This is a genomic window from Telluria sp. BA11, assembly GCF_056680305.1.
This window is the reverse complement of sequence record NZ_JBWXQA010000002.1, coordinates 86,107-102,616: the sequence shown is the minus strand read 5'-3', so window position 1 is coordinate 102,616 and position 16,510 is coordinate 86,107. Positions and strand designations below refer to the sequence as shown.

General features: G+C 57.9%; 9 protein-coding genes and 1 pseudogene. 6 read left to right on the top strand and 4 right to left on the bottom strand.

The genetic code is table 11. The features are described from left to right. Positions 1–740: 740 nt before the first annotated feature. The gene (locus tag AC1MGT_RS23585) at positions 741–2,114 is read right to left on the bottom strand and encodes an HNH endonuclease (protein WP_499504446.1); all 1,374 of its coding nucleotides are present in this window, start codon (positions 2,112–2,114) and stop codon (positions 741–743) included. 494 nt (positions 2,115–2,608) lie between these two features. Next, positions 2,609–6,010, bottom strand: a complete 3,402-nt coding sequence (locus AC1MGT_RS23580) for a TM0106 family RecB-like putative nuclease (protein ID WP_499504445.1) — start codon at positions 6,008–6,010, stop codon at positions 2,609–2,611. Positions 6,011–6,187: 177 nt separating this feature from the next. Here AC1MGT_RS23580 and AC1MGT_RS23575 point away from each other — a divergent pair, with 177 nt between their 5' ends. The 4 genes from AC1MGT_RS23575 to AC1MGT_RS23560 all read left to right on the top strand — a co-directional run bounded on the left by AC1MGT_RS23575 (position 6,188) and on the right by AC1MGT_RS23560 (position 12,839). Then, positions 6,188–7,813, top strand: a complete 1,626-nt coding sequence (locus AC1MGT_RS23575) for an ATP-binding domain-containing protein (protein WP_499504444.1) — start codon at positions 6,188–6,190, stop codon at positions 7,811–7,813. A gap of 610 nt (positions 7,814–8,423) precedes the next feature. Next, positions 8,424–10,619, top strand: a complete 2,196-nt coding sequence (locus tag AC1MGT_RS23570; RefSeq protein WP_499504443.1) for a coiled-coil domain-containing protein — start codon at positions 8,424–8,426, stop codon at positions 10,617–10,619. An 88-nt stretch (positions 10,620–10,707) separates the two neighbouring features. Beyond that, a complete protein-coding gene (locus AC1MGT_RS23565; RefSeq protein ID WP_044663628.1) occupies positions 10,708–11,415 on the top strand; it encodes an IS6 family transposase in 708 nt (235 codons plus the stop codon). Positions 11,416–11,699: 284 nt separating this feature from the next. Further along, positions 11,700–12,839: a glutathione-independent formaldehyde dehydrogenase gene (locus AC1MGT_RS23560; RefSeq protein ID WP_499504442.1), complete on the top strand. Its 1,140-nt coding sequence runs from the start codon at positions 11,700–11,702 to the stop codon at positions 12,837–12,839. A gap of 219 nt (positions 12,840–13,058) precedes the next feature. Here AC1MGT_RS23560 and AC1MGT_RS23555 read toward each other — a convergent pair whose 3' ends face one another. Next, a complete protein-coding gene (locus tag AC1MGT_RS23555; protein WP_044663628.1) occupies positions 13,059–13,766 on the bottom strand; it encodes an IS6 family transposase in 708 nt (235 codons plus the stop codon). Between the two features lie 123 nt (positions 13,767–13,889). Between AC1MGT_RS23555 and AC1MGT_RS23550 the strand changes: the two genes are divergently transcribed. Both AC1MGT_RS23550 and AC1MGT_RS23545 read left to right on the top strand, forming a co-directional pair. Beyond that, a protein-coding gene (locus tag AC1MGT_RS23550; protein WP_499504441.1) for an IS3 family transposase occupies positions 13,890–15,058 on the top strand; the annotation gives its coding sequence in 2 pieces (ribosomal slippage) (positions 13,890–14,154 and positions 14,154–15,058; 1,170 coding nt in all). Positions 15,059–15,095: 37 nt separating this feature from the next. Then, a pseudogene (locus tag AC1MGT_RS23545) lies at positions 15,096–15,500 on the top strand (IS6 family transposase); the annotation flags it as partial. 271 nt (positions 15,501–15,771) lie between these two features. Here the strand turns inward: AC1MGT_RS23545 and AC1MGT_RS23540 are convergent. Then, entirely contained in the window at positions 15,772–16,473 is a 702-nt protein-coding gene (locus AC1MGT_RS23540) for a 3-hydroxyacyl-CoA dehydrogenase NAD-binding domain-containing protein (protein WP_499504440.1), read from the bottom strand. Between the last annotated feature and the right edge of the window lie 37 nt (positions 16,474–16,510).

The window sequence follows — 16,510 nt, the reverse complement described above, 5'->3', positions numbered from 1 at the left end:
TAAGGCCGCGCTCGCGCAGCAGCTGGCCAGGATCAGGTTGCTGGCATTCGATCGTTCTATCCCAATCTTATCAACAAAATCTATGGGGAAATTTTCCTTTTTTTATGCCGTGGTCCCGTCATCAGATGCACGGGCACGTGGTGGATATTGCTACCACTGCCATGCCCCCCCGGAAGTGCGAGTGCCGCGGCGGTCCTGCAGGTAGACCAAGCGCAGTGTGCACAGCTGGGCGACGCGTAGCCCGTGGTACCGCAGCGTCGCTAACATCTCGCGATCGCGCAAGCCCCTGCAGTGTCAACGCGTCGGGTGCGCCAGCAGGTCGCATGCCTGGCCATCGCGATCTCCGACGTTTTACCTTCCTGGCTATCGAGCTTCGGCCGCTTCACGCCGTAACGGATCCATATAGGCCACGGGCGCGGGAGCGCCCTTCGGAGTACCTTTGCTTCATAAACAGTCCCACTTTCACTTCATCGAACGATCGCGGCCGAGTTGCTCGTGTTTCGTCACCACCAAGGGTTCGCCGCCCTGGATCTGGCCGAGCATCTTCCGAGTGCTACGGTTGAGAAACGCTATACAAATCGACCGTTGAATCCAGTTCGAACGAATCACGAAAAGCTGGAATCTTGGATTCTTAAGCAAGCACAAATGCACTGTCGCTCAGGAACCCAAGAACTCCGCGCGATTGCAGCGTAAGAAGATGGCCGCTGTTGTATGACCGCCGCGTTTGGCTGCGAGGGTTTTCAAATTTGTCGCATATCATTTTCCTTGCTGACCGATTCGTCGTGCTGCTGGTGGTTTGGTAAGCGCACCACTTTCCCCTCGAATTCCTGATACATCGTGCCGTATAAACTGTCGGCTATCCGAATCTTTCTATTCTCATCGATGCAAATCAGTCGCAGATCGAACAAAGTGTGCAAATCGGCGCGCAACAGCAAACCGTTACTAACAGCATAACTACCGCCTTGTGCATGTGGCATGACATGTGCACTTTCCAATACGTCAAGGACATCGCAGCCTGAGAAGGCACATTTGCCATCGTAGGCCTCAATCAGCGCACGCCTGAACTGTGCTTGGCCGCGTCGGGTTTTTATTTGCTGAAGGGTGATGTCATCCACCACCGGGTTTTTGTCCGACGAGCTCGGTAACCCAGCCGTCGACTGCTGAGTGGTCGGAGAAGTCGCGGCCTGCAGTGCCGTGGCGGCGCTGACAGGCAAGCCAGCCTCTGGCCGGTCGACCTTGGTGGCCAGTACGGCGCTGAAGTCGACATGCGCTTTGCCGGTTAGCTTCCAACTTTTCTTCAGTGACCGCCAATCATCCAACATGTTGAAGTAGGCTTGTTCCGAGTCGAAGCCGACGCAAGGCCACGGATTGTCGACCTTATGGCCGATGGCAGCGGTACCGATATGTCGTTGGACGTGATCGAACCATTGTGCAATGAGTGCGTTTTGGCAGCCGAGCAGCTCTGCAAGTTCCTTGAGTTCAAACGCGACCTCGATGACGTTCTTTCCCGACAAGTAGCTGGTGTACACCGTAGCAAACCACGTCCTACCAGAGGTAATCCCCCGACCACCTTTGACTGACCTTCCAAGCTGGCCAGTAAATGCGTCAATGAAGCGCTCAGCAAGGCCGTCGGCATCGAGACCGCGTACCGTTGCAAATGTGGGATCCACTGCCTTACGCAAGGGCAGTGTGCCGTCCCAAAGACAATACCAACGCAACAGCTTGTGTAGCGCCTCGGCTGATTTGACGCGTAGCCGATACACGTTGTTATCGGCTGGAACTAGAGTCGATAGACTTGCGACGGCGGCCGACATCCCGGCCTCCCCAGTTTTACCTATAAATCCTTTTGGATAACGTTCGAGGACGTCGACATCGACCATGCCGCTGACGGGATAGCTGCTTCCGCTCACGGAGGTCGCATTCACATAGATGGTCACGCCACCTAACTCAAGCGGACGGGTTGCGATCGAAAGATGGCGTAGTTGCGGTCCTGATAACGCATATCGGTACGCATACTGCACGTGGTCGCCGACGCGATTGCCCCGTTTTGCATGGATTGCTGTCGCCTGGGGCAGTGACTGAACGATGTCTGAAGCGTGCTTTGGAGTAAGCATTCGATTTTCCGTGATAGTTGAGATGGCTGCATCCTTATCGCAACAAGGCGAGCTTTGCTGACTTTCGTATAGATAGAACGACGCGGTGGCGCCAAGCCTAGAGCAGAACCGCCCAGTAATCGACATGCCCTAACACAGGTCGACCACGAACTGTTGGAGCCGAACCTGTCGCGCTACCTCGACGGATTTACGGCAGGCACTAGTCGGCCATAATTTTTTCGATAGCAATCGTCATCATCGTCGACAGCGCTTAGGATTTTTCGGGTCAACACTCTACATTCGACTGCGATACAGAATGCTGAAAGACGAGGGCAGACCCCTGTACAGCCTGCTTTCTCGCCGGTTTTAAGACAAAAGGCTATTCAAGCGTCAACTGGCGCACTGCCATCGCCGCACTGTTGGCGCCACCGATGGCATCTTGGGAAACACGTCCAGAGGCTTTGCTAGATGAAAATAGCTGTTCCTAATATTGGCTGCGTTCAGTTCGATTCTGATCACTTGTCCTCCGTTTGGCGTGCCGAAAAATCCCGAATCCAGCACAGCGTATTGACCAGTGCCATGTCGTCCGATGTGGTGCAGCGGATCGACATCAGGGCTGGATTGGCGATAAACAGCGCCAGGCACTTGGCGCGCGAGATGGCGACATTCAGGCGGTTTTTGCTATACAGGAATTCGATAAAGCGCGGAAGGTAATCGCCGCTCGACGTTGCCATGGAAACGATGACGACTTCCGCTTCTTGTCCCTGGAACTTATCGACAGTGCCGACCCTGGCGCCATCGGGCAGCACCTGCTTGAGCAGGTTGACCTGCATGTTATAGGGCGCGATCACCAGTATGTTTTCCTGGCTCATCGGCCTCGTCTCGCCATGCCTGTCCTTGTAGCGCTGCGCCAGCAGGTCGGCGTAAAGTGTCTTGATTAACGCGGCTTCTTCGACGCTTCTCTGGGAACAGGCCTCGTGCGCGATGGCGAGATAGGCAATACCGGTCGGCTTGAGCGCGGGGTGCGCATCTTGGCGCAGTACGAGTGCCTGGTTGCGATTGGCATCTTCCGATTCGAGCCGCCCATCGTAGATAGCATTGGAAATGAAGCGGCATACATCGGGATGCATGCGATAGCTGGTCTTCAGAAAAATGCCTTGCTCGGGTGCGATGGTCGACACGCCATCGAGCAAGTACTCGAGCGACGATGCTCCTGAACACCCGGGATGTACCCCTTGGATGGGCTGCCCGAGTTGCATCTGGTCGCCGAGCAGCACGATGTTTCGGGCGCTAACGCCCATGGCGACCAGGTTGGCCAGGGCCACCTGGCCCGCTTCATCCACGAACAGGTAGTCCAGTGCTTGGTCCATCTGCGGATCGGCAAACAGCCATGCTGTCCCGGCGACCAGGCGCGCGTCTTGTGCGAGTGCCAGCATGACCTCATCGTTGCTGGCCACGTCTTGGATACGACGGCCGTCGAACTGGGAATCTTCGTTGCGTGCAGTCGACTTCTTGACGCCATAGAAGTCGACGCCGCGCTGCACGGCGACCTTTTCTACCGCTTCCAGCAAATTGTTGATCGCTTTGTGGCTGTTCGACGAGATGCCAACCGAGCAGCCGCGGCGCAGCAACTCGACGATGACATGCGATCCCGTATACGTTTTTCCTGCCCCAGGCGGCCCTTGGACGAAGATCACGCTGCGATCAAGACCCGCGACGGCCTCGATAATCTGAGGCAGCGCGTTGTGCTCGTTGTCAATGATCGGGTTCCCCGCCATGTGCCCTTTAATGCGAGGAGGCTCCCGGTTCAGGAACGCGCACAGCGCGGGATACGCGCCGGTGTCGTCCACGACGCTATCGGCAAAGCGGCACATTGCCTTTTTCAGCTTCTCGCTCGAAATTGGTCCGCCCAAGCCGACGTGGAGCAGCGCGGCAGGCGGCTCCTTGCGCAGGCCGAGTTTAAAGGTGACACGACGCTCGTCATGGTCGACGACGAACTCGCTCAAGAGCTCGCCGGTATCGATCCGCACGCAGTTATCGCCGGTCTTGAGCTTGGTCTCCTGCTCCGCATACAGGTAGGTATAGCGCCTTGACCGTCCTATCGTGGCTGGCGGATGCGCCGGGTCCGGCGTGAGTCCGGCGACGGCCTCGGCATCGTCCAGCAGTTCCTCGATGCTCATGTCCATGCGGTTGAACATGCCCCACCAGACGGGCTTTTCCGCGCGTCGGTGGAAGTCCAGCAACTGGTACGTGAGTTCTTTTAAGCGATGCCCGGCGCTCCAGGTGGCACGGTCTGCCGGCAGGGAATCAATGAGCCTTTCTCGGTAGAGAATCAGCGCCATGTCCGCTTCGCTCAACTGCCCTTGCGGCTCGCCGTCCCGGCTGTCCTTCGCCGTAGCAAACCACGGCGTCGCGGCCGGACGCAGCGTCAGCAGCCATTCGCGTAGTTCATAGGTCGAGCGTACGTCGTCGAAGTTATAGTCTTCGATATCTTGGAGCAGTTTTGGCTCGCCGGTTTCCTTCCACTGTTCGTAAAAAACAATGCTGGCGCCGGCGTTCTGCACGTCGCCCTCACGCGCCTGCATGTAAAAACGCTCAATGTTCTTGATCGAGTAACGCGGTTCCGAGACACGCATCGCCTCGCGCACCACCTTGTAGAGGTCGACGAGCTTGCCCTGGCGCAGCAGGTTGTCGACCTCGGCTTCGCGGGTGCCATGTAACGACATGAGCTTCTTCAGCGCAGTCACTTCGTACGACGCGTAGTGGTAAATATGGGCGTTTGGATGGCGGCGCAGACGGTCGGTGACGAAGTCCATGAATGCTTCGAAGGCCAGCTTCTCTTGCGCGCGCGTGTGGGCCCAGAACGGTTTAAACGTCGCCTTACCGCCTTCGAAGTAATACACCCCGAACAGGTACTCGAGGCCGCCCTCTTCTAGTGGGTCTCCTTCCATGTCGAAAAACATATCGCCCGCATCCGGCGCAGGCAGCCGCGCGAAGCCGCGCCGGCCTTCAGCATCCGGCGCCAACAGGTCGAGATGCCGTTCTCCAGTCTGTCGTGCCTTGAACTGGAGGGCCGCCTGGTGCCTGAGCTTTGCGAACGTTTCCGGAGTCAGCTTTGGGATCCGTATGTCCGTGTCCACCTGCGCCAGGGATGCCATGCTCGTGATCCCAGCGTCCTCTAGCTTCTTAATCTGCAGCCGGCTGATGTTCGCGACCCGGGAAAGATGGTCGTCGGCCAGTCTCCGGTCTTCACACAGGGTGCGCCATTTGCATTGACTGAATTTCTCGGACACATGGGGATAGCTGGCGCCGGTACCGCTCGTCACGCGCGACAGGTAGTCGTTGCGAACGGTTAGAAAATACCGGCTATAGTCCGCGTAACGAAAGCTCTGCTCTTCCTTGTTTCCAAGTACGACGTGCATCAGCTGCGGTGCGGTTTCCTGAATTTTTGCAACCAGCGAAGAATAAAACGCGAGCTGCACGATGAACTTGGCTTTGACGCTGCGGGCCAGCTTAGTATCGGCCACCTCGTAACTGAACGGCCCCAATGCCGATGGCCGCGCGACGCGCCGCAGGAAGTCGGCGTGACCGACAAACGGGCCGTCACGGAGCGTGGCCTGGAAAATGACGCCAACACCACGGCGCATGGCGTCGCGGGTCTCCTCGATCCTTGCATCGAGGCTGGGCTTATCGAGGGCAATGTCTACGAAGGAGTCACTTTCCCCGGCAAGCCGGGCTGCATACGCCGCTTCGTGCGCATAGCCTTTCGCTTGCACAAGGCGGGTCTGGTCATCGTCGACTGTGCGCGGCAGGGGCGTGACCAGATCGATCAAATCGAGGTGCGCAATGTGCTCGCACTCCAGAAAGTTCACGACGTCCGAAGCCGAATGCAGAATCTCGTTGTCGTGGCGTTGCATATGCTTTTATTTCTTTCGTAATAGAAACAAATCATAGCAACTAATTCGCCCTGCTGACAAATCTTGACCGTTGCATTTATGCCAGCAGGTACACCGTAATCATTTTTTAATTGGCTTGTACTGTCGTTCAAGTTTTGTTGATAATACTCAACCTACCTCTTCTGATCGTTCACCACCATGGCCACCGTCTCCCCCTACCTTGTTCCTGCGCTGCGCCTAGATGCCGGACGTTACCGGGAGCTCGAGGTACTGGAGCGCCTGCGCGATTATTTACCAGCTGGGTTCGAGGTATTCCACAACATTGCGCTGCACACGGTTCAAGGCGGCCGCGATTGCTATGGCGAGATCGATGTTGCCGTGCTGTCGCCGACCGGTTCGCTGCTGCTGATGGAAGTAAAGGCTGGCCCAGTCATACTGCGTGACGGCGAAATTTTTAAGCTCTACGGCGATGGAGAATGCGACATCGCACGCCAGGGACGACTGCAACGTGTCGCGATGCAGAACCGCCTGCGAGAAGCGGGGCTTGCGACAGCCATAATCAGCTGCCTCGTCCTGCCGGACTACGAACTCGGCGATGGTCATGTGGCGTCTGTTCCGCGCGATCGGATCATTGATGCACCGCGTTACGGACAGATGGCCACGACGGTACGGTCGTGGCTCGACGCAGCGCACAGCAGCGTCGACCGAGAAGCGTTGCGCCGACTCATGCTCAACCAGTTTCAGGTCACCCCAAACCTGGAGGTGATGCGCGACCAGCTGCAGGACACCGTGCGCCGTCTGTCGGATGGCTTAGCGACCTGGGTGCCCCGTATCGAAGCACCGTCCAGTGTGTACCGGATCCAGGCCACTGCCGGCTCCGGCAAGACGCAGCTCGCCCTGCAATTGCTGGAAAGTGCAGGAGCCAATGGGATCAAGGCAAGTTATGTCTGCTTCAACCGTACCTTGGCCGATCACGTGCCACGGCTGGCGTCGCCGAAGGTGCAGGTCGTGAACTATCACGAACTCTGCGTCGATCATCAGCGCCGCGCGCATGGAGAACCGGAGTTCTCGTCACAGGGATACCGTCAAATGGCCGAGGCTTACCTCGCGGCCAGCCGGGACTTCACGCCGAGCCTGGACCTGTTGATCATCGACGAAGCGCAGGATTTCGATGCAAGCTGGGTGGAAAGCCTGTGCAATCGGCTAAAGCCCGGCGGCCAGCTCTACGTGCTGGAAGACGAAGCGCAACGTTTGTACGAGTACGATGGGTTCGAGCTCGGCGACGCGGTCACGATCCGCTGCAGCGACAACTTCCGCAGCCCGCGCGTAATTTGCGATCTCATCAACGCGCTGTCGCTCGTACGCCCACCGGTCCGCAGCCTCAATCCCTACCCGGGAGAACTGCCTGGCATCCATACGTACCAATCGGACGAAGAACTGTTGACACGGACCGAAGAGGCGGTGGCCGCCCTGATCTCACGCGGCTTTGCGCTCGAAGACATCGTGGTCGTCTCCGGACGCGGTCGTGGCCGCTCCGCGCTGCTCAACCGGGTAGGCATCGGCCCCTACCTCACGCGCCGCTTCACAGGCGAATATGACCGGCTCGGTGAGCCGCGTTGGAGCCAGGGCGACCTGCTGGTCGAATCGGTCTACCGCTACAAGGGACAAAGCGCACCGGCCGTGGTCGTGGCGGAATTCGATTTCGACGAGCTCGACGTCGCCGCGCGGCGGCGCTTATTTGTTGCCCTCACCCGGGCACAGATGGCGGCGGAACTCGTGCTGTCGGTAAGGGCCGAGCAATGCCTGGCTGCAGTGCTGACGTAGGCCCCTCAGGCTCGAATCGAACATTCAGCAGATCTATCGGTCTCGCTGGGCGAGCAACTGCAGCATGAGCTGGCCGACGAACCACGGTGTCGCTGCCGCTAGCAGCGTCCACGTCCTACCGGACGGTATGGAGAAACCGCTCATCGCGGCAGAGTGTCGACGTCTACTTGTAGTATTGCAGCCTGGCAATTGACTCATAAAGTCTTACTTTGTCTCACCAACACCATACAAAACCGAGCCCGCTTTTTGCGTGGTGTCAAAGCGTTGGTGCGCCTGTCATTCGTCAGAATTTTTCCTGAAGTGCAGGAGTCCACTGGAAAGGCTCAGTTGCTCCGCATTACCGGCCGATATTGCGCGACGAGCCCTATCGTCGGGCTGACCTTTGCAACAGAAAATAAAACAATCTTGAAATATTTGGACAGATTGCTTATGGGTATTTAAAATTAGTATTGGACAAGACTCGCAAATGCCACGTCGGGCACGACAGCTACCCTATCAAAGGATGCGTCACCCCGGTCCCGTTCGGCCACATCTCCATAAACTGACAGCATTCGTTCGATGACCATGTCGAGAATCACGTCGGTACACCTTCCTCAGGAAAGGCACCTTTTTGGACCTCAGCTCCCCACAACATATTTACGCCATGGTGTCGGCCGAAGTCGATGCCATCCTCCGTGGACTCAAACATGGTTCCAGCGACGAGAACGTTTCCGAGGCAATCGGCAACGCACGTGAGGTATTCGACAAGCTCGCACGCGAACTCGGCACCGATATCGCTTCGCTGCAAAAGAACACCAAGTGGGAAGTCTTCGAGATCGCCTTTTATGGCGAGACCAATGCCGGCAAGTCAACGATCATCGAGATGTTGCGCATTATGCTCGGCGAAGAAGGACGACGCTCGAACAGACAGCAATTTAAGAAATTGGAGTCCGAGTTCAACCTGACCGAAGAAGGCATCGCGGCGATGCGGGACCGGGTCGAGCAGTGCAAAACGCAGGCCGCCGAGCTACAGGCGAAATACGACGATGTCCTTGCGGCCGCCCGGCAGCGCAGTCAGCAGCTGCGTTCCCGGATCGAGGTGCTCGGGCAGCAGGTCGCGCAGATCAAGGCCGTAGCACCGTTCTGGCAACGATTCATCTATCTGTTCAAGCAGCTGCCGGCACAGAAGCAGGCACGCGAACTGGAACAGGCCTTGAACGACAACGAGGTGCAGGCCGCAGGATCGGCCGCTTCGGCGAAACAGGCCTGCGCCGAAGCGCAACAGCACACCGCGGCGGCGGAAGATGCGCTGGCGCGATCCGAAGGCCAGCTCAACCAACTGGAGCGGCATGCTGACGGCGAAATCATCGGCGACGGCCGCTCTGACAATACCCGAATAACCGGGCGTTACGAATTCACCGTGGCAGGACAACGGTTCGCGCTGCTGGACGTCCCCGGCATCGAAGGCTCGGAGCAGAAGGTTAACGACGAGATCTCGCACGCCGTCGAGTCCGCGCACGCGGTCTTCTATGTCACCGCAACGGCGTCCGCGCCCCAAAAAGGCGATGACGGACGCATGGGCACGCTCGAGAAGATCAAGTCCCACCTGGGCGCGCAAAGCGAAGTCTGGACTATCTACAACAAGCGCGCGACCAATCCGGCCGTGCTCGCGAAGAACGCCCTGGTGAGCAAGGACGAGCAGGACAGCCTGGCCGCACTCGACGCGACCATGCAAGCTGCGCTCGGCGAACACTATTGCGGGCACGTGGCGATCAGTGCCTACCCTGCTTTCCTGGCCGTGGCCGAGTGCCTGGTTCCCGGCTCGACCAAGGCCAAGAGCCGGGCCAAGTTCCTCGACGCCTTCCCTCTGGAGACCTTGCTGGACCGCTCTGGCGCGAGCGCTTTCCGTACCAAAGTGGCATCGGAGCTGGTCAGCAACAGCGAAGCGAAGATCGTCCGCTCAAACTTCAACAAGGCACGCCAGGTGGTGGTTACCGTCGACGTCAAGCTGACGGAGATGCGCAAGGAGACCTTTAAGCCGCTGGCGAAGCGCCTCCACGACGATGCCCTTGATGCGGAGAAGCAGGTTGACCTGGCGATGAATGCGCTCAAGTCGCGCGCCCAGGCGATTGGCGAAGAAGCCGTCGACCGCTTCGTCACCTCGACCCGCGAGCGGATTTACGCGCAGATCGAGAAGGACATCGGCAACGACGACTTCAAGCTTGCGCTGGAACGCTGCCTGCGCCAGGGCCAGGAGGATCTGGCGAAAGAACTGCCGAAGCTGATGCAGGGGGCGCTCGGAAAATTCCAGTCGCAGATCGCCGACGTGATCGATCGTTTCAGGGAGCACGCCAGCGAACTGCTCGAAGCGTACGGCAGCATCGACATGGGCGGCGTCGGCGAGCGCTTCGAGCTGAAGATCAAGATCGACAACGGCATCAATATCCCGGGCTTGGTCGGCGCCGTGGCTGGCGCAGCGATACTGCTCTCGAATCCGGCAGGATGGGCCATCATTGCGCTCGGTGCGGTGACGGCGATCGTCGGCCTGACCAAGGCCGTGTGGGGCGCCTTCAGCTCCAGTTACCGGATGTCGCAGCAGCGCAAGGCAGCGAACGAAAACCTCAACCGCATCGAAGACTCGCTGCGCGAATCGGTGCGCAAGGGACTGGCGGCAGGCTGGCCGCAACTGGAACCGAAGGTCGAGGCGCTGAAGGCGGCCGTGCAGGTGCCGGCCGAACAGGTGCGGCAGGTCGACACTATCCTCGGCAGCGCGCAGAAACAGCTGAAGACCATCATCAAGACGATCGAAAAGACAGGAGCAAAATAATGGAGCAAACCCTTGACGCATTCAAGTCGCAGCAATCCGAGGCATTGTCAAGTTGCCACAGCCGGCCGCGCCTCGATAAAATGATGAGATGACAGGTTCTCAACTTTACCGCGGTTTCCGCTACCCTCGGGAGATCATCAGCCATGTGGTGTGGCTCTACTTCCGGTTCTCGCTGAGCTTTCGCGACATCGAGGAATTGATGGCAAGCCGGGGTATCGTCGTGACTTACGAGACGATTCGCCAATGGACTCTGCGGTTCGGCCAGCAATACGCTGCTGAGCTGCGCCGACGTCAGCCACGACGGGGCGACAAATGGCACCTCGACGAGGTCGTGCTGACGATCAAGGGAAAACATCATTACCTCTGGCGTGCAGTTGACCAGGACGGCCATGTCCTGGATGTCCTCGTGCAGAGCAGGCGTGACCGGCAGGCGGCCAAGCGGTTCTTTCGCAAGCTTCTCAAGGGCTTGCGCTACGTGCCGCGGGTTCTGATTACTGACAAGCTCAAGAGTTATGCGGCCGCTAAGGCTCAGATCATGCCGGGCGTAGAGCATCGCCAGCACAAGGGTTTGAACAACCGGGCCGAGCTATCGCACCAACCGACGCGCCAGCGAGAACGGCAGATGCGCCGCTACAAGTCACCGAGGCACGCGCAGCGTTTTCTATCCGCGCATGGGCCGATCAACAACGTCTTCCGATGCCAGCGCAACCGCCTGTCGGCGCAGCAGTACCGGCACGTGCGTACTCAAGCGTTTTCTCTCTGGAATGAGGTCACCGATGTAGCGAAGAACGCATAACCTGGGACATTTGTTATCCGAGCCGCGGCCATTTCGCTCCGGATTCCGAAACTCGTCTCGTCGGCTCAGCAACTTGACAATGCCTCCAGTTACGGTCCCAGTGTTATAAAACGAACTACAAATGGCGTTAGCTCGGCCTTCGCTCGATTTACGCAACAAAGCCGGCCCAGGCGTAAATCTTTGCAGCGTTCAACAGTGCGCCTTTGTGAAGAATTTCGTTATATTCTTTCTCCTCCTAACGTCGCTGCTCGCGATGAATTTACCCTCGTTCTGAAAGAAAAATCATGAAGGCACTCGTTTATAATGGTCCGTGCGACGTCCAAGTTAAAGACATGCCGGACGCCAAGATTGAAAAGCCGACTGACGTCTTGGTCCGTATCACGACAACTAACATCTGCGGGTCTGACCTGCACATGTACGAAGGCCGCACCAACCTGGAAACGGGCCGTATTTTGGGCCACGAAAACATGGGTGAAGTCATCGAGGTCGGCAACGCCGTCGAGCGCGTTAAGGTCGGCGACGTTGTCTGTCTGCCGTTCAACATCGGCTGCGGCTTCTGCCAAAACTGCGAACGGGGCTTGTCCGGCGCTTGCCTCACGGCAAACCCAGGCACGGCCGGGGCTGCCTACGGTTTTGCCGGCATGGGTCCGTACAGTGGCGGCCAGGCCGAACTGCTACGGGTGCCGTTCGGCGATTACAACTGCTTGGTGCTGCCGGAAGACGCTAAGGAAAAGGAAAATGACTACGTGATGTTGTCGGACATTTTCCCGACCGGCTACCACGCTACCGAATTGGCTGGCCTTAAGCCGGGTGAATCGGTCGTGATCTACGGCGCCGGCCCGGTCGGCCTAATGGCGGCCATGTCTGCGTTCATTAAAGGCGCAAGCGAAGTTTTCGTCGTGGACACGCACAAGGATCGTTTGGCTCTGGCCGAAAAGATGGGCGCGGTGGCGATCGACGACACCGGAGGCGCCGGCGTCGAGAAAATCTTGAACCTTACCAACGGCAAGGGCGCCGACTGCGGCTGCGAATGCGTTGGTTACCAGTGTTGCGACAAGCACGGTAAGGAAGTGCCAAATCTGACAATGAATAACTTGGTGCAGACGGTCAAGGCCACTGGCGGCATCGGCGTGGTTGGTGTATTCCTCCCGCAGGATCCAAAGAGTCCAGACGCGTTAGGAAAGGAAGGTAAAATTGCCTTCGATTTCGGCAATTTTTGGTTCAAGGGTCAGAAGATTGGCACCGGCCAAGCCAACGTCAAGCATTACAACCGTTATTTGGCAAAGTTGATCCATAAAGGTAAAGCAACGCCTTCGCAGATCATTTCACACCAGCTTGGACTAGATGATGCACCGACTGCCTATCGGAATTTTGATAAACGTGCGGAAGGGTGGACCAAAGTCGTGCTAAAACCTAATAAATAAGGAAAATATTATTTATTGGCGCATGCTAAAAGACGATTCACAAAATTAAAGCAGGCGATAGGTTTTACAATAAATGGTTAGTTCGCGCAATTTTCTTTCATTTCGGGAAGTTAAGGAAAGAAGATTGCGCGGAAGGGCATTGTCAAGTTGCTGAGCCGACGAGACGAGTTTCGGAATCCGGAGCGAAATGGCCGCGGCTCGGATAACAAATGTCCCAGGTTATGCGTTCTTCGCTACATCGGTGACCTCATTCCAGAGAGAAAACGCTTGAGTACGCACGTGCCGGTACTGCTGCGCCGACAGGCGGTTGCGCTGGCATCGGAAGACGTTGTTGATCGGCCCATGCGCGGATAGAAAACGCTGCGCGTGCCTCGGTGACTTGTAGCGGCGCATCTGCCGTTCTCGCTGGCGCGTCGGTTGGTGCGATAGCTCGGCCCGGTTGTTCAAACCCTTGTGCTGGCGATGCTCTACGCCCGGCATGATCTGAGCCTTAGCGGCCGCATAACTCTTGAGCTTGTCAGTAATCAGAACCCGCGGCACGTAGCGCAAGCCCTTGAGAAGCTTGCGAAAGAACCGCTTGGCCGCCTGCCGGTCACGCCTGCTCTGCACGAGGACATCCAGGACATGGCCGTCCTGGTCAACTGCACGCCAGAGGTAATGATGTTTTCCCTTGATCGTCAGCACGACCTCGTCGAGGTGCCATTTGTCGCCCCGTCGTGGCTGACGTCGGCGCAGCTCAGCAGCGTATTGCTGGCCGAACCGCAGAGTCCATTGGCGAATCGTCTCGTAAGTCACGACGATACCCCGGCTTGCCATCAATTCCTCGATGTCGCGAAAGCTCAGCGAGAACCGGAAGTAGAGCCACACCACATGGCTGATGATCTCCCGAGGGTAGCGGAAACCGCGGTAAAGTTGAGAACCTGTCATCTCATCATTTTATCGAGGCGCGGCCGGCTGTGGCAACTTGACAATGCCCCTCAAGGTGCCGATTGAGGTACCCTGACTTTTTCGGACACTCCTGTTTGGTAAACTTCACCAACGGGAGAATTTATGAAACGAACGAGAACATACACGCCGGAGCTTCGTGAGGAAGCGGTCAAACTGGTCTTGGCCCAGGGCCTGACGCTTGAAGACGCGGCCACACGCATCGCGATTCCAAAGGGGACGTTGGCGAATTGGGTAAGCGCTGCGAAGAATGACGCCACCCCCTCCGCAGTACCGGGAAGCCGTACCGTCCCCGAGCTGGAAGCGGAGAACGCGAAGCTGCGCAAGGAGCTCGCTGAAGCCCGCATGGAGCGAGATATCGTAAAAAAAGCGGCAGCGTACTTTGCGCGGGAGTCGCTGCCAAGTACGCGGTCATGAAGACGATGCGACTCGAATATCCGATTGCCGTTCTGTGCCGAGCGTTTGGGGTTTCGCGCAGTGGCTATTACGCCTGGAGCAGTGGCGCATTGTCGCCGCGTGCGCAGGCCGACGAACGCCTGAAGGTGGCCATCAAGGCGGTCCACACGCAAAGTCGCGAGACCTACGGGCCGCTGCGTATGCAGCCGGAACTGGCGGCACAAGGCTTCGAGGCTGGCCGTGACCGCATTGCGCGCCTGCGCCGCGAACTGGCTTTGCGCTGCAAGCAGAAGCGCAAATTCAAGGGCACGACGAACTCGAACCATGACTTGCCTGTTGCCGACAATTTGCTGAACCAGACCTTCGCGCCTACCCGGCCCAACGAAGCTTGGGTGACCGATATCACCTATATCCAGACCGGCGAAGGTTGGCTTTACGTGGCCGGCGTGAAGGATGTGTTCACCTGCGAAATCGTCGGTTACGCGATGGGTGAACGCATGACCCAGGGCCTGACGGCGCAAGCTCTCTGGCGCGCCGCCACCAATAAGCGGCCAGCTCCAGGATTGATTCATCACTCGGACCGGGTAAGTCAGTATTGCGCCCATGACTATCGCAAACTGGTAGAGCAATTCGGCATGAAAGCATCCATGTCGCGCAAAGGAAACTGCTATGACAACGCCCCGATGGAAAGCTTCTGGGGCAGCTTGAAAAACGAGCTGGTGCATCACCAGCGCTATGCCACGCGGGCCGATGCGCAGTCCGCAATCCAGGAATACATTGAAAGCTTTTATAACCGCCAGCGCCGTCACTCACGCCTTGGCAATGTTCCGCCAGCATTGTTCGCTGAATCCTTCAGCAAACAGCCGCAGGCAGCTTGAAACAAGAGTGTCCGCTATTGACAGTACACCTCAGGAAGGAAAGACCGTCGATTTTCTGCTGACGGCACATCGCGACATGGCCGCCGCCAAACGTTTCTTCGACAAAGCCATGCGTGAGAACGGTGCTCCGGAGAAGATCGCGATGGACAAGAGCGGAGCCAACAAGGCCGCGATCGACGAAATTAACGGCGCGATGGCTGTCCCGGTCACCGTACGGCAGGTCAAATACCTCAACAACATAGTCGAGCAGGACCATCGCGCGATCAAGCGCTTGACCAAGCCGATGCTGGGCTTTAAGTCCTTTCGCGCGGCCGCCAACGTGCTCGCCGGCATCGAGCTCATGCACATGATCCGCAAGAACCAGTTCAGGACTGAAGGCGTTGCTCGCACATCGTTCGCCGACCAATTTTATGCGTTGGCAAGACAAATCCGTCCAGTTTGAAAGCAGCCCACTCCTCGCCAGCAAATCTGAGCGTCAAATCGCTAACGCGACACAACCGTTCATCATCCTGGATCCTCCAGCCGGTCGGCCAACTGCGCTGATCGTGGCGTCAAAATCAGTCCGAGCGCGACGATATCGCAAGTGGAATCGCCGATTCGAATGATGATCCGGACTTTTAAGGAGCGCCTGATCCAGGCCGGCCCCCGCTACGAGACGTTCCGGACTCGCTGTCGGCAACCGATCTGGACAGCTTACGGCCGCAGGACGACCGCTATCTTTCTGCCAGCTTCCCGATGGTGGAGAACAGTCCGGCTGTTGTCGCATACGCTTCGCCCGAAGTTTTCGGTCCACGAACCAATGCAAGTTTTTCTGACGGATCGACAGGGTTCGGGAAGCGCAGCCCCAGTACATCGGCGGGACGCCTGGTGACGCGGGCAACGCGGTCGACGCCGCATCCAGAAGCGTTGGCGACCAGAATTGCGCTGGGCTTGCCGATTTCATCGAGCCGCCGGAAGAGTCGTTCGCTGAGCTGGGTTTCGACCGGCATCATATCAATGACGAGATCACAGTCCTTCAGGTGGTGAAATCTGGTGGTGGCGTTAAAAAGCGCTAGCCGCCAGTCGCGCTGGCCCGCAGCAAGTGCTCCACTGGCCACTGACTGTTCGTAATGCGAGCGAAGCAGCGCAAGCCCCTGGTCGAGCGCATCCCGCCTGCCGAAGACGGTTACCGGCATGCCCGCGTCAAGCAGGCCCATGGCGAGGTTGATACTCGCACCGTGAGCACCCATGATCCCTACGCGGCCCACTGGCCGTACGGTGTCATTCGCCGGCTGTTCGGAAAAGCCGGCGGTTTCGGTCAAAGTCCGCGCATGCGGGTCTGTGTGAATCTGGCGGTGGTTGCGAAGATGATCGTCCATTGCGCTGTCGCTCTGCGGCGCAATCGCAAGACTGCTTCCGGTATTCGTATTATTCATGCTTGTTCCAGAGATTGGTGAGAGTGTTGGGCGCCGC